Source organism: Limnohabitans sp. 2KL-3 (assembly GCF_001269405.1).
Taxonomy (GTDB): Bacteria; Pseudomonadota; Gammaproteobacteria; order Burkholderiales; family Burkholderiaceae_C; genus Limnohabitans_A.
On record NZ_CXON01000002.1, the window covers coordinates 158,242 to 178,371 of the forward strand.

At 60.4% G+C, this 20,130-nt stretch carries 22 protein-coding genes; 6 read left to right on the forward strand and 16 right to left on the reverse strand.

The window, feature by feature from the left end; translation table 11 throughout:
- The 4 genes from AMM41_RS03085 to AMM41_RS03100 form a co-directional block, all read right to left on the reverse strand.
- Positions 1-276 (reverse strand): DUF3817 domain-containing protein, encoded by a 276-nt coding sequence (locus AMM41_RS03085; RefSeq protein WP_089953592.1) that lies wholly within the window; start codon positions 274-276, stop codon positions 1-3.
- An 8-nt stretch (positions 277-284) separates the two neighbouring features.
- Entirely contained in the window at positions 285-1,178 is an 894-nt protein-coding gene (locus AMM41_RS03090) for an MBL fold metallo-hydrolase (RefSeq protein ID WP_089952932.1), read from the reverse strand.
- 78 nt (positions 1,179-1,256) lie between these two features.
- On the reverse strand, positions 1,257-1,883 hold the full coding sequence (locus AMM41_RS03095; RefSeq protein WP_089952934.1) for a peroxiredoxin: 627 nt from the start codon (positions 1,881-1,883) through the stop codon (positions 1,257-1,259).
- Positions 1,884-2,090: 207 nt separating this feature from the next.
- Entirely contained in the window at positions 2,091-2,555 is a 465-nt protein-coding gene (locus AMM41_RS03100; protein WP_089952936.1) for a rhodanese-like domain-containing protein, read from the reverse strand.
- 88 nt (positions 2,556-2,643) lie between these two features.
- Between AMM41_RS03100 and AMM41_RS03105 the strand changes: the two genes are divergently transcribed.
- Positions 2,644-3,504: an energy transducer TonB family protein gene (locus tag AMM41_RS03105; RefSeq protein ID WP_089952938.1), complete on the forward strand. Its 861-nt coding sequence runs from the start codon at positions 2,644-2,646 to the stop codon at positions 3,502-3,504.
- Between the two features lie 36 nt (positions 3,505-3,540).
- On the opposite strand, the gene AMM41_RS03110 is transcribed toward AMM41_RS03105, so the two are convergent.
- From AMM41_RS03110 to AMM41_RS03130, 5 genes are all read right to left on the reverse strand, one after another.
- Positions 3,541-3,858 carry a hypothetical protein gene (locus AMM41_RS03110; protein WP_228769070.1) on the reverse strand — a complete coding sequence of 106 codons (318 nt, stop codon included), beginning with the start codon at positions 3,856-3,858 and terminating at the stop codon, positions 3,541-3,543.
- A 13-nt stretch (positions 3,859-3,871) separates the two neighbouring features.
- On the reverse strand, positions 3,872-6,229 hold the full coding sequence (locus AMM41_RS03115) for a nitric oxide reductase activation protein NorD (RefSeq protein WP_089952940.1): 2,358 nt from the start codon (positions 6,227-6,229) through the stop codon (positions 3,872-3,874).
- Positions 6,230-6,242: 13 nt separating this feature from the next.
- Entirely contained in the window at positions 6,243-7,046 is an 804-nt protein-coding gene (locus AMM41_RS03120; RefSeq protein WP_089953596.1) for a CbbQ/NirQ/NorQ/GpvN family protein, read from the reverse strand.
- 128 nt (positions 7,047-7,174) lie between these two features.
- Complete coding sequence (locus AMM41_RS03125) at positions 7,175-7,528, reverse strand: ribulose bisphosphate carboxylase small subunit (RefSeq protein WP_062402883.1); 354 nt, start codon at positions 7,526-7,528, stop codon at positions 7,175-7,177.
- 29 nt (positions 7,529-7,557) lie between these two features.
- The gene (locus AMM41_RS03130; protein WP_089952944.1) at positions 7,558-8,979 is read right to left on the reverse strand and encodes a form I ribulose bisphosphate carboxylase large subunit; all 1,422 of its coding nucleotides are present in this window, start codon (positions 8,977-8,979) and stop codon (positions 7,558-7,560) included.
- 171 nt (positions 8,980-9,150) lie between these two features.
- Here AMM41_RS03130 and AMM41_RS03135 point away from each other — a divergent pair, with 171 nt between their 5' ends.
- The 3 genes from AMM41_RS03135 (at position 9,151) to AMM41_RS03145 (ending at position 11,727) form a co-directional block, all read left to right on the forward strand.
- Positions 9,151-10,047, forward strand: a complete 897-nt coding sequence (locus tag AMM41_RS03135; RefSeq protein ID WP_089952946.1) for a LysR family transcriptional regulator — start codon at positions 9,151-9,153, stop codon at positions 10,045-10,047.
- 40 nt (positions 10,048-10,087) lie between these two features.
- Positions 10,088-11,020, forward strand: coding sequence for a LysR family transcriptional regulator (locus tag AMM41_RS03140; RefSeq protein ID WP_089952948.1), 933 nt, complete (start codon positions 10,088-10,090; stop codon positions 11,018-11,020).
- A gap of 128 nt (positions 11,021-11,148) precedes the next feature.
- Positions 11,149-11,727: a rhodanese-like domain-containing protein gene (locus AMM41_RS03145; RefSeq protein ID WP_089952950.1), complete on the forward strand. Its 579-nt coding sequence runs from the start codon at positions 11,149-11,151 to the stop codon at positions 11,725-11,727.
- Positions 11,728-11,746: 19 nt separating this feature from the next.
- Here AMM41_RS03145 and AMM41_RS03150 read toward each other — a convergent pair whose 3' ends face one another.
- Both AMM41_RS03150 and AMM41_RS03155 read right to left on the reverse strand, forming a co-directional pair.
- Positions 11,747-12,451: a Crp/Fnr family transcriptional regulator gene (locus AMM41_RS03150; protein ID WP_089952952.1), complete on the reverse strand. Its 705-nt coding sequence runs from the start codon at positions 12,449-12,451 to the stop codon at positions 11,747-11,749.
- Between the two features lie 51 nt (positions 12,452-12,502).
- Entirely contained in the window at positions 12,503-13,012 is a 510-nt protein-coding gene (locus AMM41_RS03155; protein ID WP_228769071.1) for a thioredoxin fold domain-containing protein, read from the reverse strand.
- A gap of 103 nt (positions 13,013-13,115) precedes the next feature.
- Between AMM41_RS03155 and AMM41_RS03160 the strand changes: the two genes are divergently transcribed.
- Entirely contained in the window at positions 13,116-14,180 is a 1,065-nt protein-coding gene (locus AMM41_RS03160) for a YeeE/YedE family protein (protein WP_228769072.1), read from the forward strand.
- Positions 14,181-14,348: 168 nt separating this feature from the next.
- Here the strand turns inward: AMM41_RS03160 and AMM41_RS03165 are convergent, their stop codons facing one another.
- Together AMM41_RS03165 and xdhC are read right to left on the reverse strand one after the other, a co-directional pair.
- The gene (locus tag AMM41_RS03165; protein ID WP_089952954.1) at positions 14,349-15,560 is read right to left on the reverse strand and encodes a urate hydroxylase PuuD; all 1,212 of its coding nucleotides are present in this window, start codon (positions 15,558-15,560) and stop codon (positions 14,349-14,351) included.
- A gap of 176 nt (positions 15,561-15,736) precedes the next feature.
- A complete protein-coding gene (xdhC, locus tag AMM41_RS03170; protein WP_089952956.1) occupies positions 15,737-16,534 on the reverse strand; it encodes a xanthine dehydrogenase accessory protein XdhC in 798 nt (265 codons plus the stop codon).
- Positions 16,535-16,630: 96 nt separating this feature from the next.
- Between xdhC and AMM41_RS03175 the strand changes: the two genes are divergently transcribed.
- Positions 16,631-17,194 (forward strand): hypothetical protein, encoded by a 564-nt coding sequence (locus AMM41_RS03175; RefSeq protein ID WP_368664957.1) that lies wholly within the window; start codon positions 16,631-16,633, stop codon positions 17,192-17,194.
- A gap of 54 nt (positions 17,195-17,248) precedes the next feature.
- Here the strand turns inward: AMM41_RS03175 and AMM41_RS03180 are convergent, their stop codons facing one another.
- The 3 genes from AMM41_RS03180 to AMM41_RS03190 all read right to left on the reverse strand — a co-directional run bounded on the left by AMM41_RS03180 (position 17,249) and on the right by AMM41_RS03190 (position 20,125).
- Complete coding sequence (locus tag AMM41_RS03180; RefSeq protein WP_228769073.1) at positions 17,249-18,475, reverse strand: MFS transporter; 1,227 nt, start codon at positions 18,473-18,475, stop codon at positions 17,249-17,251.
- A gap of 120 nt (positions 18,476-18,595) precedes the next feature.
- Positions 18,596-19,825: an MFS transporter gene (locus AMM41_RS03185; RefSeq protein WP_089953612.1), complete on the reverse strand. Its 1,230-nt coding sequence runs from the start codon at positions 19,823-19,825 to the stop codon at positions 18,596-18,598.
- 117 nt (positions 19,826-19,942) lie between these two features.
- Entirely contained in the window at positions 19,943-20,125 is a 183-nt protein-coding gene (locus tag AMM41_RS03190) for a hypothetical protein (RefSeq protein ID WP_089952958.1), read from the reverse strand.
- Positions 20,126-20,130 lie beyond the last annotated feature (5 nt).

Below are 20,130 nucleotides of genomic sequence, written 5' to 3' on the forward strand. Positions count from 1 at the left end.
TCAAGCCTTTGAACGAAACAAGGGGCCCACAAAAAAGGCGCCAAAGGGCACAAAGGCTGCGATTGTCAGTAAGGGCACGGCATGCGCACGCAAATGCCCTTTCCAGGCATAAAACAAGACCATCAGCACATAGGCCACAAAGGCCGCCCCGTGGATCGGCCCCATGAGGCTCACCGCCTCGGGCATGTCGGCCAAACGTTTGAGCGGCACGGCCACCAGCATCAAGAGCAGCAAGGTGGCCCCTTCGGCCCAGGAAGCCACGCGCAAAGGACGCAAGACCGCCTTCACAGTGCGTCCACCGGGATCTTCAGGTAACGCTGGCCGTTGTCTTCGGGTGGCGGCATGTGGCCAGCGCGCATGTTGATTTGCACAGAAGGCAAGATCAACACGGGCATGGACAAAGTGGCATCGCGCTTTTCGCGCATGGCCACGAACTCGGCCTCGCTCACGCCTTGGTGCACATGCACATTGGCCTTTTTCTGCTCGGCCACGGTGGTCAGGCACTGGGGCTGGCGGGTCTCGGGCGGGTAGTCATGGCACATGAACAGCTCGGTGTTGTCCGGCAAGCTGAGCACTTTTTGGATCGACTGGAACAACACGCTGGCACTGCCCCCAGGGAAGTCGCAGCGCGCCGTGCCGTAGTCGGGCATGAACAAGGTGTCGCCCACAAAGGCCACCTGCCGAGCAGGATCGACGCTGGTATCTGTGACCACATAGGTCATGCACGCCGGGGTGTGGCCGGGGGTGTGCAGGGCCTGGGCCTGCAAAGCACCAATCTGAAATGTTTCGCCGTCATTCAGCAAACGGTCGAATTGGCTGCCGTCGCGGGCAAATTCGGTGCCCGCGTTGAACAGCTTGCCAAACACGTTTTGCACCGTGGTGATGTGCGAACCAATGGCCAATTGGCCGCCCAGCTGCTTTTGCAAATAGGGCGCTGCCGACAAATGGTCAGCGTGCACATGCGTCTCCAAAATCCACTGCACACGCAGGTCCAGCGCCTTCACACGCGCCACCAATTTGTCGGCGCTGGCGGTGTGGGTGCGGCCCGACTTGGGGTCGTAATCCAGCACGCTGTCGATCAGGGCGCACTGCCGGGTGCTCAGGTCGGCCAGGATGTGGCTGAAGGTGAACGTGGCCGGATCAAAAAACGATTCAATGTGCATGTGGGCTGAACTCATGGTGACTTCCTTGGCAGTGGAACAACAAAGGTCCTTGGCACCCCTTGCCGCTGTGCGGCAGGGGGGCAAGCCTTCAACTTAGAGGGACTTGGTCGAGAAATACCAGTCCTTCATGGCGTAACCCTCGCCTTTGCGCTTGGCAATGGCTTCGGGTGTTTTGGGCGGTGGCACGATCACGTCGCAACCGGGCGTCCAGCCCTCGGGGGTGGCGATCTTGTGGGCATCGCTGGTCTGCATGGCTTGCAACAAACGCACAAACTCTTCGATCGAGCGGCCGTTGCTCATGGGGTAGTACACCATGGCGCGCAGCTTGCCTTCGGGGTCAATGAAGAAGGTGGCACGCACGGCCTGGGTGTCGGCAGCGCCGGGGTGGATCATGCCGTAGGCTTGGGCCACGTCCATCTTGATGTCGTCGATGATGGGGAAGGGAATCTCCACACCAAAGTTGTTCTGAATGCTTTGCATCCAGGCCAAGTGCGAGTAGATGCTGTCGATCGACAAGCCGAGCAATTCGCAGTTCATGCTCTTGAACAACTCGGCACGCTTGGCAAAACCGATGAATTCGGTGGTGCACACAGGCGTGAAGTCGGCAGGGTGCGAGAACAAGATGAGCCACTTGCCTTTGTAATCGGCGAGGCTTCGGGGGCCGTGGGTGGTGTTGGCGCTGAAGGCGGGAGCGGCTTCGTTGATGAGGGGCATGGACATGACGGGTTTCCTTTGGGGTTAGCTATCGGTTTTCGAAATCGAGAGATTTACTCAATCGACAGGGTCAACTGTACATACCCCAACAGGTATTTGGCATGAGTTATCGCAATGAATGGCATAGTGACAATTGCGGTCGTGAAATCGACAAAATTGATCCATCGCAAGCCCTCAAGGTCTTGTCCATGCATGGCCCCAAAACCACAGGCCTCAATGCTTGGCTGGCCCTGCGGCTTTGGCCGCTGCGTCAAAACCGCCTTTGGCCTGCCACTCTGTCATGCCGCCTTGCAAGATGCGCACGTTCTCCCAGCCCGCCACGCGCAGCGCAAAACCGGCTTGGGCCGACAGCGACCCGGTGTTGCAATAAATGAGCACAGGCTTGTTTTTGGGGATGGTGTTGCGCTTGGCCAGCACCTGACGCCAGTCCAAGTTGACGGCGCCAGGAATGTGCCCCTTGGCAAATTGCGCCGGATCACGCGCATCGATCACCACCATCTTGGACCACTCGTCTTTGGGAATTTGCTCGGCAAAAATCACACCGCCGCCATAGTCCACAAACTCCAGATAGGCCTCCATCTCGTCGGTGGCAATGGCTTTGTTGTCGGCGTGGGCCGCTGGGGCCAACAGCAAGCTGCCAGCAGTAGCGACAGTCAGAGCGAGGATGCGAAAGCGCATGGGTGTCTCCACTTCATCAGGTAATATCAGTCAAAACGAATATTGTCGCTGAACAGCAGCAAGAACTCCAACAAACGCCTCGGCGCACATGTCCAGAGACAAAAACTTCATCGCGCTGTTGCTCACGCTGGCTTTGCACGCAGTCGTGTGGCTGCTGGTCAGTGGCTACCCGTTCCAACACGTCAGCCCACCGCAAGCGCCGCAAGCCGTTGAAAAAATCGTCTTTTTGGAACTGATCCCGCCGCCGCGCCAGCCGCTGCCTGAACCGCCATCAGCGCCTCCCGCAAAACTCCCCTCAACACCCATCACGACGCCCCCGCCCGACACAGCCTTGGCGGCTCCGACCCCAGCGCCCTTACCCGATCGCCCCCGCGCCAGCATGGCCGCGCCCCCGCCACCCACCGCCGAAGAATGGGCTTTTGCCGCGAACTACACGAACAAAAACAGCAAGGGCTACCGCTACAGCTGGGGCCAGCAAGTGCGCAGCATGATGGGTACCGCTGTTGAGGGCCCCGACCAGGGTGTGGTGCGTTTTCGCATCGAGATCGCCCCGGATGGCCGCTTGACGCAGCTGCAAACGCTGTGGACCACCTCGGCCAAGGCCGAACAACTCGCCCGCCAAGCCATTCAAAACATGCCACCGCTGCCGCCCACCCCCACGGGCCAACCGCTGATTTTTGACAAGACGATTTCGTTTTCACCTTTTGCCAACGACGGGCCGCCCATTTACAGAGACGACTGCCTGCCCGAGCCGCCCGTGTTCCGCAACCCTTTTGCTTGGGACGGGACATCGCCCCAAGTGGTGGCTGCGCCCACCCCGACCGCTCCACTGGAGCCGCAAGCGCTGGCCGACTGTCTGCGCCAGCTGCCCCAAGACAGCGTCGAAGCCGAAAGCGCCCAAGACCAAAGGCTGATGGACCAATGGGGTTCGAGCAAAACAGGGCGCTGAGCGCTTCGCGCAAAAGGGCCCTGTCGACACACGACCTCAGTCGTCGTCGCCCAACTCGGCGTCCCAGCCCATGCCTTTGGCACGTTTCATGGCCTCGTCGTGGATACGGGCGTGCTTAGCGGCCAGCTCGGGCGGCAAGCGGCTGGGAAGCTGACCGTAAGGTTCCCAAGCGGTGTGCACCGCTTCAAACAGGTTTTGCAACTCGCCCGCGTGTTTGCCGGCAAAGCCATCGCCTTCGGGCAACAAACCAAACACCCAAGCGTCGCGGATGATGCGCCCGGTCATGCTCATGCCGTGGTGTTCTTCGTGGTCGATGCCGGCGTAGGTTTGCTGGCGGCTGTGGATCATGCTCATGGGGGTGTCCTGGTTAACGGGTCAGTCCAGCATACAGGACGGGGAGTTTTTCGGGCAGGCGCTCGACCTTGTCGACTACCAGGTAATGGCGTTCGCCAAAAATGCGGCTGACGTATTGATCAGCACGGGGGTCCAAGCTCATGCAGTAGGTGGTCACACCATTGCGAGCGGCCGCCTCAACGGCTTTTTTGGTGTCGTGGCGCAGGTACTGTGGGTCGCGCACATCCACATCGGCGGGCTCGCCGTCGGTGATGACCAGCAACAGCTTTTTGCTGCTGCGCTGGGCTTTGAGCGCGGCCGTGGCGTGCCGAATGGCCGCACCCATGCGGGTGGACAACTGGCCTTGCATGCCTGCCAAGCGGGCCTTGGCCAGCTCATCGTAGGGCTGATCAAAATCTTTGAAGCGCCAGTAGTTCACATCGTGGCGGCCGTCCGAACAAAAGCCATGGATCGCAAATGGGTCGCCCACCTTCTGGATGGCATCGGCCAGCAAAGCGCAGGCCGAGCGGGTCAGGTCCAACACCGTGTGCTCTTGCCCCGCCACTTTGTCGTTGGTGGAGTGCGACAGGTCAAGCAAGACCAGCACCGAAATATCGCGGGTTTTGCGCACGCTGCGCATCATGATGCGCGGGTCGGGCTGACGGCCCATGCGCATCTCGATCACCGAAGCCAAAGCAGCGTTGAGGTCGATCTCGTCGCCGTCTTCGAGCTTGCGGATGCGCTGCACCCCTTGGGGCTGCATGGCATCCAAAATGAATTTCATGCGGCCGATCAAACGGCGGTGCTCGCTCAAGATGCCATCGATCAGCGTTGGGTCGCCCGCTTTGGGTCGACGCTCTTGCACCGTGGCCCAAGCGGGACGCTCGAGCTGGATCATGTGGTCCCACTCGCCGTAATGCACGGGCGGCAGAACCGGTTCGCGACCTTCGCTGTCATTGAAGGACACGCCCAGGTCTTCATAAGGAAACAACTCGGTGCCCAGCACCCAGACCTCTTGCGCGTCGTCGCCCGCGCCCTCCACTTCCAGCTCGTTGACGAACGCCATCAGGTTGACTTGCTTGCGCACCTGTTGAGGCGGCTCGTAACCCGCAGCGAACGAACGCTCAAAGTCGTAGCCATCAAACGCCCAGAAATAGTGGTTGTCGTCGCGGTAGACGGCGGCTTGACCATCGGTTCGGGGAGCGAAGGCGGGGCCTTGCGTGAGCTCGCGGTAGCTGTGCGCCAACTGCACACCCATGGCCCACGATTCGCTGTTGTCGTGGGGCTGTGCCAGCAGGCGTGGCATGGCTTCGGCCATCAAGGCACGGCCTTGGGCAATCCAAGGGTGATTGTCTTCATACGTGGGGTCGATCCATGCCCGCGCCATGCGGGCCAACCAATCGCCTGCTGTGGCTTGCTGTGTGGCGGGGGTGGTGTGCAACTGTGCCCACAAAGGCCGCATGCCGGGAAAGCGAGCCACCGCCAAGGCTTCCACCCGCGCGTCTTCGGCCAAGGCCACCATGGCCATCTGCCACGGGTTGAGCGATTCGGCCGAGATTGCTTGGCGTGTGAACACCACATGGGCCGCGGCGTGGGCGCAAGCCGCACGGTAGAGCTGGGTGGCGTCCACCAGCCCATCGTTGCCCTGCACGGCGTCCAAGGCGTCGGGCAAGTGGATGAAATAGTCCTCGATAAAGGGGCGCAAGCCTTCCCGGTTTTCGAAGTCACCGGCGGTGGGGCGCATGAAAAAGTCGCGGCCCCACAAGGCGCGCAGGTACATGTTGATGCGCCGCTGCACATCGACCAACAAAGTACCTTTGCGCTCTTGTTGCAGCATGGCCAAAGACTCTTTGGACTGCAAACCGAAATAAGCGATCTGAGCCTCGTATTCCGTGCGGTGGGCTTGTGCACCCCAGGTGGCCCAGCGGCGCAAGCCCCCCAAAGTCAGCTGGCCCAACAGCGCATCGAGTTGCCCCAACATGGGCCGTAAACCACGCGGGGCTTGCGCCACCAAGGTGTTGAGAAACTGCAGGTACTGCATGAACAGCGCCGCGTCGGCCAATCGCTTGGCCGCGGTCGGTGCGGTGGCCAGCACCAACTCGATCACTGCCCCAGAGGTTTTGGAGGCCAACACCAAAGCGGTGGTGGCCAATTCGCCGACCACATCCTCGCCAATTTCTTTGGCCACTTGGGGTGCGCCATCGATCCAAGCGTTGACCAAGGCATGGCCACGGCCCAAACCGCGCAAAGCCGCAGCGCCCTTGACGTAGTTGTCGAGCCCACGGGCAGAAAACACCTTGGTGGCCTCGGGCCAGGTGTGTGTGAGCCTATCCATCGAAGCTGGGTCGAGTTGCTCGACCCACTCGGCGTGGTCTTGAAGCTGCACCGACATGGGGGTGTCTGCGTCAGAAGAAAGTGGCGACCGCGGCGTCCAAGGCGTCGCGCATGTCGGGGTCGTCCGTGATCGGGCGCACCAAGGCCACACGGCAAGCGGCTTGTGCGGCCACGCCTTGGGCGATCAGGCTGCCCGCGTAGATCAACATGCGGGTGGAAATGCCTTCGTCCAAACCATGGCCTTTGAGGTTGCGCGCCCGCTCGGCAATGCCCACCAGCTTGGCCGCGACGTCGGCGCTGACACAGGTTTCGTGCGCGACGATTTCGGTTTCGATGTCGTGTTCGGGGTAGTTGAAGTCCAGCGCGCCAAAACGTTGTTTGGTCGACTGCTTGAGGTCTTTCATCAGGCTTTGGTAGCCGGGGTTGTACGAGATGACAATCTGAAAATCGGGGTGGGCTTGCACCAGCTCGCCCTTCTTTTCCAAAGGCAAAACACGGCGGTTGTCGGTCAAGGGGTGGATGACCACGGTGGTGTCTTGACGCGCCTCGACGACCTCATCGAGGTAACAAATCGCACCATGGCGGGCGGCCACGGCCAAAGGACCGTCTTGCCAGCGGGTGCCGTTGGCGTCCAACAAGAAGCGGCCCACCAGGTCGCTGGCGGTCATGTCCTCGTTGCAAGCCACGGTGATCAGCGGCTTGTTCAGCTTCCAGGCCATGTGCTCGACAAAGCGGGTTTTGCCGCAGCCGGTGGGGCCTTTGAGCATCATGGGCATGCGCACCGAATAGGCGGCTTCGAACAGCTCGACCTCGTCGGCCACAGGGCGGTAATAAGGTTCTTGGGCGACGCGGTAGGCGTCCAATGCTTCGCTCATGTTGATCTCCACAGGTCAGGGCTGACAGTGCCCGATGCCATTCAATGGCAAGGCGCGCTTGTTTCAGCGGCACCTTGACATTGAACCCTGCACCACGGATGTCGGTGCAGGCTCCAAAGGGGGGGGACTTACACGGTTTTTCCGCGGAAGATCACCATCGACGCGCCTTGCGACTGCGTGAAGTTGTTGTAGCCGATCAAACGGATGTGGTTGTCCGGGTTGGCTTGGCGGCAGGCTTCGCATTCGGCCAGCACCTTGTCCACGTCGGTTTCACCGAACATGGGCAGCTTCCACATGTACCAGTAAGAGTCCATCAGGTACTGGGGTTCGGTGTGTTCGATGGCGGGGTTCAGGCCTTTTTTGACCAAGTATTCCACCTGTTTGCGAATCTCTTCCTTGGTCATCGCGGGCAGGTAAGAGAAGGTCTCGAACTTGCGGCTGGCCGGATCGGACAAGCGGGAGTTGTAGTCTTGCATGCTCATGGTGTGTGTCCTTGACTGTGTTTCGGGGATTACTTGTGGGCGATGTCGAGCTTGTCGACGGTGTCGAATTCGAACTTGATCTCTTTCCAGGTTTCCATGGCGATCTTCAGTTCGGGCGAATGCTTGGCGGCATCGCTGAGCACAGCCTTGCCTTCTTTTTCGACGGCCACGCCTTCGTTGCGTGCTTTGACGCAAGCTTCCAAGGCCACGCGGTTGGCGGCAGCACCGGCAGCGTTGCCCCATGGGTGACCCAAAGTGCCACCGCCGAACTGCAAGACCGAGTCGTCACCAAAGATGTTGACCAGTGCGGGCATGTGCCAGACGTGGATACCGCCAGAGGCCACGGGCAAGACGCCGGGCATGGAGCCGAAGTCTTGGTCAAAAAAGATGCCGCGGCTGCGGTCTTCCTTGATGAAGTCGTCGCGCATGATGTCGATCCAGCCCAAGGTGGAGGCGCGGTCGCCTTCGAGCTTGCCCACCACGGTGCCGGAGTGCAGGTGGTCACCACCCGACAAGCGCAGCACTTTGGTCAGCACGCGGAAGTGGATGCCGTGGTGCGGGTTGCGGTCGAGCACGGCGTGCATGGCGCGGTGGATGTGCAGCAGCATGCCATTGTCGCGGCACCAGTTGGCCAAGCCGGTGTTGGCGGTCAAACCCCCGGTGAGATAGTCGTGCATGATGATCGGCGAGCCGATTTCTTTGGCGTACTCGGCGCGCTTGTACATCTCTTCCGGGGTGGGCGCGGTCACGTTGAGGTAGTGGCCTTTGCGCTCACCGGTTTCGCGCTCGGCTTTTTCAATGGCCTCTTGCACGAAGTCAAAGCGCTGACGCCACCGCATGAAGGGCTGTGAGTTGACGTTCTCGTCGTCTTTGGTGAAGTCCAAACCACCGCGCAGGCATTCGTACACGGCGCGGCCGTAGTTCTTGCCGGACAGACCCAGCTTGGGCTTGATGGTGCAACCCAAGAGGGGGCGACCGTATTTGTTCATGATGTCGCGCTCGACCTGGATGCCGTGGGGTGGGCCGCCACAGGTCTTGACGTAGGCGATGGGGAAGCGGATGTCTTCCAGACGCAGTGCACGCAAAGCCTTGAAGCCGAACACGTTACCGACCAAGGAGGTCAACACATTGACGACCGAGCCCTCTTCGAACAGGTCGATGGGGTAGGCCACAAAGGCGTAAAAACAGGTGTCGTCACCAGGCACGTCTTCGATGGCGTAGGCACGGCCTTTGTAGTAGTCCAGGTCGGTGAGCAAGTCGGTCCATACCGTGGTCCAGGTGCCGGTCGACGATTCAGCCGCCACTGCAGCGGCCAGTTCCTCGCGGTCCACACCGGCTTGGGGCGTGATCTTGAAACAGGCCAGGATGTCGGTGTCCTTGGGCGTGTAATGGGGTTCCCAGTAAGTGCTGCGGTATTCCTTGACACCGGCGTTGTAGGTTTTGGTGGCCATGCGTTGTGCTCCTGTTGAAAGTTGAATGTCTGGCGGATGGGCCCAAAGTGACCGAGGCTTTGCGGAGGGCAAGTGGGACCGTGGTGCTCTGAACTGATGCGAATTTTTAGACAGATTGACAATAAGTAAAAGTAAAATGTTTAGACCATCATCATTTACTTTAATAAAACAATGAACCTGAGGCACGCCACCTTGCACCAGCTGCGGATTTTTCAGGCCGTGGCCGAACACAACAGCTTTGCCCGGGCGGCCGAGGCTTTGCACCTCTCGCCCCCGACCTTGTCGCTGCAGGTCAAGCAACTGGCTGAAACCGTGGGGCAACCCTTGTTTGAGCAATTGGGCAAAAAGATTTTTCTGACGGCCGCAGGCAAGATCCTGGCCGAGGCCTGTCAGGACATCGCCCGGCGCATGGACCTGCTCAGCGACGACCTGGCCGCGCTGCAAGGCGTGGAGCGCGGCAGCCTGAAAATTGCCATCCTCACCACCGTGAAGTACACCGTGCCCAAACTGCTGGGCGGTTTTTGCGCAGCGCATCCTGGCATCGACGTGGCCATGGTGGTGGGCAACCGCGAAAACCTGCTGCAGCGCCTGTCGCAAAACCAGGACGACCTCTACATCATGGGCCAACCACCTGAGCACATGGACGTGTTTTGTGAAGCCTTTGCCGACAACCCCTTGGTCATGGTGGCACCACCCACCCACCCGCTGGCGGGCAAACGCCGTGTCCGCCCCGAGCGGCTGCGCCACGAGCCCTTCATCATGCGCGAGCCAGGTTCGGGCACGCGCTTGACCATGGAGCGGTTTTTCAATGAACACGGCGTGACGCCCATCAACCGGCTGGAGCTGGGCAGCAACGAGGCGATCAAAAAAACCGTCTCCGGGGGTTTGGGGCTGGCCGTGTTGTCGGCCTCCACACTCGACGCCGAATTGGCCTTGGGCGAGCTGGTTCAGCTCGACGTCGTGGGCTTTCCCCTCATCCGGCGCTGGCACTTGGTCTACCCCCGGGGCAAGCGCCAGTCGCCAGCGGCCCTGGCCTTCAAGGCCTGGTTGTTTGAGCACCGTCCATAATTTGCACTTGCCCTGCCCCGCTTGATCCAGGACCTGCCCGATGAAAAACGCCACCTTCCGCCAACTTCGCGTGTTCAACGAGGTGGCCCGTCACCTGAGCTTTGTGCGTGCCGCCGAAAACCTGCACCTGACCCCACCCGCCGTGACCATGCAGATCAAGGAACTCGAAGGCCATGTGGGCATGCCCCTGTTTGACCGGCGCGGCAAGCAGGTGAGCCTGACCACCACGGGCGAGTACATGCTGGTTTATGCCCGCAAAATTCTGGCCACCGTGAAAGACGCCGAAGACGCCGCGGCCCGTTTGCAGCGGGCCGAAACCGGGGTGCTGACGATTGGCTTTGTCAGCACAGCCAAGTATTTCCTGATGCGCTTGCTGGCCGAGTTTCGCATCCTGCACCCGGGTGTGGACATCCAGATCTCGATCGGCAACCGCGACCAACTCGTCAGCATGCTGCAAAACAGCGAGGTCGACATCGCCGTGATGGGCCGCCCCCCCAAAGAGCTGCAAACCCGGGCCGAGCCGTTTGCGGCGCACCCGCATGTGTTTGTCTCAGCCGTGGACCACCCACTGGCCCAGCGCGACCATTTGCGTGTGGAAGACCTGCGGCCCTATGACTTCATCGTGCGCGAAAAAGGCGCGGGCACCCGCGCCGCCATGGAAAAGTTCTTTGAAGACACACACGTCGAGCCGCGCATGAAGATCCAGTTGAACAGCAACGAGATCATCAAGCAGGCCGTGATGGCAGGGCTGGGCCTGGGTTTTTTGTCGCTGCACACCATTGGCCTGGAGCTGGAGCACAAGCTGATCTGCATGCTCGATGTGGAAGGCGCGCCCGTGGTGCGCTCATGGAACGTGGTGCACACCCAATCCAAAATGCTCTCGCCTGCGGCCGAGGCATTTCGCTACTTCATGCTCGAAGAAGCCGAAAGCCACCTGGCGCAGCGCTTTGGCATGCACTGGCCCAAAGCTTGAAACCTGAACCCTGCAGGTCATGCACGGACACGAATTGATTTGCATCAATCGTTTTGTGGCACACGTTTTTAGAATCCCGTTGTCGCCGGGCTACAGGCCCTTTTTTTGTCGATCGAACGGAACAACACATGAAAAACATCGCCGCCTGGATTTTGGGCATGAGCCTCTCTGGACTGGCCTTTGGCCAAGCCGCCAGCATCGCCGTGGGCACGCCTTTGAACATCATCGACACCCAAAAATCGGTCGTGGTCCAGACCGCCAAAGGGCCTGTCACCATCACCCGCACCATGACCGCTTGTGCCAAAAACGGCGGCAACTTGCAGCCTTTGGTGCCCGTGCCCGGCGTGCACCCCGTGGGCGAGATTGAAATCCTTGAAGCCTTGAGCGACCGCAACGCCATCGTGCTGGACATGCGCGACACCAACGACCGTGTCAAAGGCACCATTCCCGGCTCGGTCGGCATCCCCTACACCGAAGTGGCAGCCCGCATGAACGAATTGGGTTGCAAGAAAAATGGCAGCCAGTGGGATTGCGCATCGGCCAAAAAGGTCTACGCCTTTTGCAACGGCCCCGTCTGCCCCCAAAGCCCCATGGCCATCAAAGCCATGACACGCGTTGGCTTCCCGGCCAACAAGATTTATTACTACCGCGGCGGCATGCTGGACTGGGACGCCCTGGGCCTGACCAGCGTGAAAGACGAGTTTTAAGCAGCTGCCTTGCCTTCAATCACTGGCGCTGCAACAGCACCTGATTCGTGATTTCATAGCGCCGGCCCTGTTTGTCGCAGGGCTTTAAGGCACCATCGCGCACCAAGCTGCTGATTTCGCGGCTGACGGTTTCGAGTTTGATGTCGAGCATGGCACCCATGTCATCGCGAGCAAAAAACGAGGTGATGCCGGGTTGGTCGGGGTCGCGCATTTTCAGGGCCAGGGCGGCCACACGCTGGCGGGCCGATCCAAAGTTCAGGTCGGCCAGCCAGTCGTCGGCGTCTTTCAAGGCTTGTTGCCACTTTTGCATCAGGCGTTTGTGCAGGCGGGGCGAGTTGGCTGACAGGTGGTGCAGCACCGACAAGGGTATGCGGCAAACCTGGGCTTCGACCAAGGCGATGGCCTCGCTGTCGTAGCGGGCGGTGGCCAAGGCTTCAAGGCCAATCACGTCGCCGGGGCGCAGCACACGCACGATCCGTTCGCGGCCGTCGGCGGTGGCCCGCACCAACTTGACCATGCCTTTGCGCAGCGTGAACACGCCCACGGCGGTTTGACCTTCGGTGTACAGCGCCGAATCGGGCGCAAACACCATGTCATCGATAGGGGTGTGGATTTCGCCAAAGTCCTGTTCATTCAGGTCAGCAAACAGCACCATGTCCCGGATGCCGCAGTTGCGGCAGTCCGAGGTGCCTTTCCAGGCTGAGTCAATCTTGATGGGGATCATGTTTTGAATTTAGCACGTCTGCCGCGCCCTCAACAGAGGTAAGGGCTGACTTTACAGGCCCTTACGCCCTTGCGCGATCCGCTCTTCCAGATATGGACCGTAAAAATCGGGCAGATAAGCCCCCTCCATGCGCTCAGCCACTTCTTTGCCGCCAGGCCCAAAAAACAGCAACGTGGGTGTGATGGAAACTTTCCACTGACGTGTGAGTTGGTCGTGGGTGGTGAGCTTGCCCGCAAAGTCCAGCACGGGCTGGTTGTTGCGCATGTCTACCTGCACGATGGCAGTGCCTGCACGCTGCATGGGCGAGAGGTGGCTTTGCCGGGCTTGGCGACAAAACACGCAGCCGTCCAAGCTGACCATGACGATCAAAGGCTGCTTGTTTTTGAGGGCTTTGGCCAGTTCATCGGGCAATGATTGGGCAGCGGGCAAGGTGGCGGCACCCCCTTTGGCAGCCGACACTTGCGCCATCGCTGGCAGCGTTAACAAGGATGCACCAGTCCACACAAGCCAGTCGCGGCGGCGTTGGGCCAACAAGGGAAATGTGCTTACAGAAGAGGCCATGAATTGCGAACCGTGGACAATAGCGGGTTTTGCGTTGCGTTGAATCCAACTGTACACGCAATGCCCTTTTATATAAGAAATCAGTGAATTATTGGAGCCGATCGTGAATCTCGCAAGCTTGCTCGAAACCTGGGGCGATTCAAATGTTTTGGCCATGGCGGGTGCTTTGGTGGGCTTTATTTTTGGCTTCGCGGCCCAACGCACCCGGTTTTGCGCCCGTGCCGCTGTGGTCGAGTGCTGCGAAGGCCGAACCGGCGACCGCTTCAGTGTGTGGTGGTTGGCCTTTGGTGCTTGCTTGGTGGGTTCCCAGGCGCTGGTGCTGATGGGCTGGCTCAAGCCTGCAGATTCGCGCTACATCGGTCCAGCAGGCAGCATTTCTGGCGCGGTGCTGGGCGGCTTGTTGTTTGGCGCGGGCATGATCTTGACGCGGGGTTGTGCCAGCCGTTTGCTGATTTTGTCGGCCAACGGTAATTTGCGTGCCCTGTTGTCGGGCTTGGTGTTTGCCGTCACGGTGCAAGCCAGCATTGCCGGTTGGCTGGCACCGGCCCGTCAAACTTTGGCCAGTTGGTGGCCCATTGACGGTGGGCCTTCGCGAGATTTGTTGCATACCTCGGGCTTGGGGCCTCATGGAGGCATGGTGTTGGCCATACTGGCCATGGCGCTCGGTTTGTATTTTTTCTTCAAAACTCACCAAAACCGCTGGGGTTTGGCACTCGGGTCAATGGTGGCCGGTTTGAGCATTGCTTTGGGTTGGGGCCTGACGCAAGCCATAGCCTCCCAGTCGTTTGAGGCGGTACAAATTCAGGGATTAAGCTTCAGCGGTGCTTCGGCCGAGATGCTGATGCGGGCGCTCTCAAGCAGCACATCGCCCAACTGGGGCTTCGATGCAGGCTTGTTGCCCGCCACTTTTGTGGGCTCTTTGCTGGGTGCCTTGGTGGGCGGAGACTTCAAGTTCGAGGGCTTCAAGACCGAAAACAAGCTCGGCCACTACCTGACGGGTGCGGTGCTCATGGGTTTTGGCGCGGTGTTAGCGGGTGGCTGCACCGTGGGTGCGGGCATGTCTGGGGGTTCGATCTTCTCACTCACCGCCTGGTTGACCCTGATCGCCATCTGGTTGGGCGCAGGCTTGTCTTGGCGCATGCACCGCAGCATGGGTTGGCAAATCTGAAGGCTTGATTTGGGCTCTGAGCCTCCCCCAGCACAGCGTGCGGGGTGACTGGAGAAGGCGTTCATGCCTCGGCCAAACCGAACGTCCTGCCTGCTGCTGGCCTCAAGCATCCTTGAGGTGGCCAGCTGGAGCGTGCGTGGAACGCACAGCCCAGAGGCCTTGCCTGGATCAATCGACCTTGGCCCCTGCTTGAAACCAGCGACCGATCAAAGCGCGCTCTTCGTCGGTGATGCCCGTGCTGTTGTTCATGGGCATTTGCTTGGTCACCACCACTTGTTGGTAGACGTTTTGCGCATGTTGCTTGACCAAGGCGGGGTTGTCCAGGCGCACGTTTTTCATTTGCATTTGCTCGCCATGGCACATGGTGCAGCGCTGCTCCAACACGGCTTTGACCTGGGCAAAAGCCACAGGCGCAGCGGGTGCGGCTGAAGCCACGGGCGCAGCGGGCTTTAAGGCCACGATCACGCCCAAAATCATCAGCACCCCTACTGCAGCAAAAGGCCAAGGGTTGGCGGCACGCCCCAAATGGAAGGCGTGGCGCTGCACAAAGAACTGACGAATCAAGGCACCGGCCAGCATCATCACAAACAGCAACACCCAACGGTGTTCATGCGTGTACAAAAAGCTGTAGTGGTTGCTGAGCATGGCAAAGATGACCGGCAGCGTGAAATAGGTGTTGTGCACACTGCGTTGCTTGCCGCGCTTGCCGTGAATGGCCAGTGCATTGGCGTCATAGGTTTCACCAGACGTCATGGCCGCCACCACTTTGCGCTGTCCAGGAATGATCCAGAAAAACACGTTGGCGCTCATGGCGGTCGCGATCATGGCACCCACCAGCAAAAAGGCAGCGCGGCCAGCAAACAGCTCATTGGCCAGCCATGCGCAAAATGCCACCACCACGATCATCGAACCCGCAACGATCAACTCGCCATTTTTGCGAAAACCGAACACGCGGCAAATGGTGTCATAGACCAACCAGAACGCCACCAACAGCCCCACAGCGGCCGAGCCAGCCATCACGGGTGACCAGTCCATCAGCGATTTGTCGATCAAAAAAGTGCCTGCGTTGTACAGGTACAGCACCGTGAAAAGCGCAAAGCCGCTCAGCCAAGTGGAGTAACTTTCCCAATAAAACCAATGGAGCTTGGTGTGGATGATCTTGGGGGCCACCATGTATTTTTGCGGGTTGTAAAAACCGCCACCATGCACGGCCCACATGGCACCGCCCACGCCTTTTTCGAGCAAGTCGGGCGAGTTGGGCTTTTGCAGGTTGTTGTCCAAAAAGACAAAGTAAAACGAAGAACCAATCCAGGCGATCGCGGTGATGACATGCACCCATCGCAGCAACAAATTGGCCCATTCCAGAAAATACGATTCCATGAAGGATTCTCCAACCGGCTCACCACCGCGGGCCCTGTGAGCGGGTATTCGGTCGCGAACATGAACCCGAGGATTCCTGCGCCGCTGCGACCAGTGCACCGAAGTGTATACAGTTTAAGCTTGGGTTTCCAGTCTTCCTTCTGCACTTGTGCCTAGGGAAAACCAGCAGCACCCCGTCAAAGTGTTTGCAAGAGTTGTGCCGCCACGGCCACAGCAATGACTTCAGGCTCTTTGCCCGTGATGCCCGGCACCCCAATCGGACAGGTGATGTGGGCGATTTCTTCGGCGCTAAAGCCCCGGTCTTCTAACCGGTGGCGAAAGGTGGCCCATTTGGTGGCACTGCCAATCAGGCCCACAAAAGGCAAGTCGTTCCGGGCTCGCTGACGTTTGAGGCACGCCACCACAATGTCCAGGTCCTCGGCATGGCTGAAGCTCATGATCAAGACCCGGCTGCCCGGGGCCAGATCGGACACGGCGGCCTGCACCGGATTGGAGTGTTCACAGTCCACGCCATCGGGCACATCGGTCGGAAAAATTTCGTCGCGGCTGTCCACCCAACGCACAGCAAAGGGCAAAGGGGCCAATGCGTGCACCAAAGCCTTGCCCACATGCCCCCCGCCAAACAGCGCCAGCGGGGTGCGCGGGGGCATCAACAAGGTGCGCAAACGTGCCACATCGGCACCACCCACCCGTTCAAAAGCCAAGTTCACCACCCCGCCGCAACACTGCCCCAAACTGGGGCCCAGCACTTGGCGCAGGGTCGTTTGTTCAGTCAGCCCGACCATCAAGCGCCGTGCATGCGCCAAAGCCTGAAACTCCAAATGCCCCCCCCCGATCGTGCCTGCTTCACCTTGTTCAAACACCAACATGTGGGTACCAGGACCTCGGGGCACCGAGCCTTGGGTGGCTTGCACAAGCACCCACACAGCCGCTTCACGGGCCAATCGATCCAACGCTACCAAGGTCCAGTTCACAAGTATTCCCACATCAAAAAAGGCACTCGCCAAGCCTGGCTGTCAATGCCACAATCCCGGCCAAACCCCGAGTATGCCAAGGAGAAGGATTCAACGATGAAACACATGCAACGACACCAGAGTGCAGACCGAAGCCCCTTGACTCTGGCCTTGCTGTCTCTGGGTGCCGCCGCCCTGAGTTGCTTGAGTGGTTGCGGCTCAAGCCCCGCCATCAAACCCGCCCCCCAACCAGAAGCCCGCCCCAGTGTTCAAGCTCCGCCGGACAAACCCATCGTTGTCCAGCCCAGTGTGGTGGAGCCGCCGCCTGCGAAGCCCGTCCGATCAGCAGCTCGCAATGCCAAAGACTACCGAAGAGAAGCCGCTTCACACCTTTACGCTCAACACAGCCAACACATCTACAAAGGTCGCCTGCCCCCGATGCTGGAGGCCGTTGGCGTCCTCAACGTGGACATCGATCGGCACGGTTCAGTCAAGTCCATCCACTGGATGCGTGCACCCCGCCATGCACCCCAAGTGATGCAACAAATCGAGCGCATGGTCAAAGCCGCCGCACCCTACCCTGTTCCCTACCACATGAGCCAGGTCACCTATACCGATGTGTGGCTGTGGCACAAAAGCGGCAAATTCCAGCTGGACACCCTGACCGAAGGTCAGGATTGAGCGCGCACGCGCACCGAAAGACCTGAGAAAGCCGGTACAACTGCAACGGGGGCTTCAAGCCGCCTGTTCTCGCTCGTGGGCCGCGCCGGGCAGCAAAGTCAAAATGAGCGTGGTGGCCACCGAAAAACCCGCCAACAGCAAGAGCGAGTGGCCAAAGCCCATGGCCTTGACGACCGGCCCCAGGGCCCAGACCGACAAGGAGCTGACCGCAAACGACACACCCAGGCGCATGCCCGACACGCGCGAGCGCAAGCGGTCGTCCACATAGCGGGCGATCATGAAATCGGTGAACGGAATGGCCCCGAAGATGAACACCATCACCCCAATGAGCGCCGCAAACAACCACCAGCCCTGCGCCTGCGAGGCCAATACCAGCATGGGAATCTGCGCCAAGACCATGAACATGAAAAAACGCTTGAGCGGAAAACGGTTGATGAGGTGCCCCACCACCACCTGGGCGACTGAGGCCACGGCGTAGACCAGAGCCAGCAAGAGGCCCAAGCTGGCCGGGTCTTCCATGACCCCCTTGAAACGCTCGGTGATCAAAGGCCCATTGCCGTTGGTGGTGAAGTTGAACAACACACTGCTGGTGACGGCCGCTGCCGTCATGACCACCATGGCCCGCATCAGCAAGGGCGGGGGCAGACTCACCTTGGCCCCGCCCTTGCGCTTGGCGGGCGACGAGACCTCTTGCGGGCAGGCGCGTGCAAACAGCCAGCCGCACAGCAGCGCCACCAAGCCGGGCAAAACAAAGGCCGCACGCCAGCCTTGCCACTGGATCAAAAAGCCGGTGAGCAAGGCGGCCACGGCCACGCCCAGATTGCCGGAGAGACCGTTGAAGCCAATGGTCGCGCCCGGGTTAGCCGAACGCTCAAGCAGCATGGGAATGCCCACCGGGTGGTAAATGGAGGCAAACACACCGATCAGCGTCAGGCACCCGGCCAGCTGCCAAGGCGTTTGCGCGAAGGCTGTGAGGATGGAGGCCGCGCCAATGCCAAAAAAGAAGACCAGCATCATGCTGCGGCGGCCCCATAAATCGCCCAAGCGCCCGGCGGGCAAAGAACCCAGACCGAACATGAAAAACGCACCCGCACCATAAGGCATCAGGTCTTGCCATTGGGCCATGCCCATGTCGAGGGCGATGGTGCTGACCGCCGCCGCAAAAATCAGCAAAAACAAATGGTCCAGCGCGTGCGCGATGTTGAGCAGGCCGCGCACCATGCGGGGGTGGTCGGCGGGTGCTTCGAGCACGGGGGCGGCAGAAGAGGTCAAGGTCGTCATGGTCAATTTCAGCTTTCAGACACAGGCTTATTTACCCGGGCCAGGATGCACCAGCACTGTGCGCTCAAGGCCATTTGAACGCTGTCGCTTTGGTCACAGCGTGACAGCATCAGGCTGCACTCACAACGGCGCGTTGGCTGGGGCTTTGGCGTCCCAGATGTGCGCCCGCCAATACACCGCCATGGCACCCGTGAGCAGCAGGCCCAGGGCCGAATACGCGCCCGCCGTGGCGGCATAGCCCCAGCGGTCAATCAAGGGGCCCGACAGCAACAAACCCAAAGGCAGGCCCCAAATGGCCAGCATGCGCATGCCCATCACGCGGCCCCGGTAGGCGGGCTCGGTCACGCGCAGCATCACGGCCGCCAGCGGCGTCATGCTCAGGCTTTGCGCCAGGCCCGCCACCCACAACAAGGCCATGCCCACGCCCAAATGGGTGCTGAAGGCGAACAGCACATCCACCGCAAACCACACCGCCCCCGCCAGCACCATGGTTTGCGCGGCGCGAAACGCAAAACGGTGCGAACTGAGCACCACCGATCCCACCAGCCCCCCAAAGGCAAAGCTCGCCCCAAGCCAGCCCAGGCCAGTCTGGTCGGTCAGGTAAATGTTTTTGGCCACATAGGGCAGCAAACCCAAAGAAAAGGGAAAAGCCAGCAGGTTGACCAAGAACGCCAGCGCCATGGCCGCCATCAGCACCGGGCGCGTCCACACATAGCCAAACGCCAGTTGCAAGTCGCGCACGGGCGACACGCGCACGGTGTCACGGGCTGGAGCCGGCACATCCGACACCCCGCGCGAGAGCACAAAGCTGAGTGTGTAAAGCGCCGTGATCAGGGCATAGGCCCAGGTCATGCCCAGCCAAGCAACGACACCGGCACCGGCCAAGGCACCCGCAATGCGGGCTGAATCCGAGGTGATGCGCGAAATGCCCAAAGTGCCCAACAAATGCCGGGGCGGCAAGGTCTGCGCAATCAAGGCGTTGCGCATCATCATGTCAGAGGGGCGCACCAGGCCCGCCAAGGCCGCCATGCACAACACGATCATGGGCGTGAGCGCTTGCAGCCAGGCCAGCAGCATGAAGGTAGCGGCCAGCGCCGCGTAGAGCGCCCGTGACAAAACCAGCATACGGCGGTAACCCAGCCGATCGCCCACCACACCAAACAAGGGCGAGACCAATGAGCCCAGGTACTGCAAGGAACCAAACACCACCAGCATCATGACCGAGCCCGACTCGACCAGGATGAACCAGCCCAGCACGATGGACTCCATCTCGAAGGCCCAAGAGGTGGCCAGGTCAGCAGGCCACTGAAAGCGGAAACTGCGGACCCGGAACGGGTCTCGCCAGTGCATGGCGGGTGAAGGTTCAGCCGTCGGCGTGGCCTGGCTCACAGCCGTGGCCTTGTGCAGAACAAAGTATGGGTCAACAGCGCACGGCGGCCGGGGCATGGGTGCAGGCCGCTCATGCGCTCAATCCTGCCCGGCGCGAGGTGACTGTGGGGAGGTGTCGCTCTTGGCAAGGCGGTCTGGCTGCGCCGCAGGCTCAGGCATGAAACACATCTTCTCGCCATCCCAGCGCTGGCCGCACCAGCACAGGCCTTCGGCGTTGATGATGCAAGTGCCGGTGCCGCAGCACCGTGGATCGTCTGACATGGGCC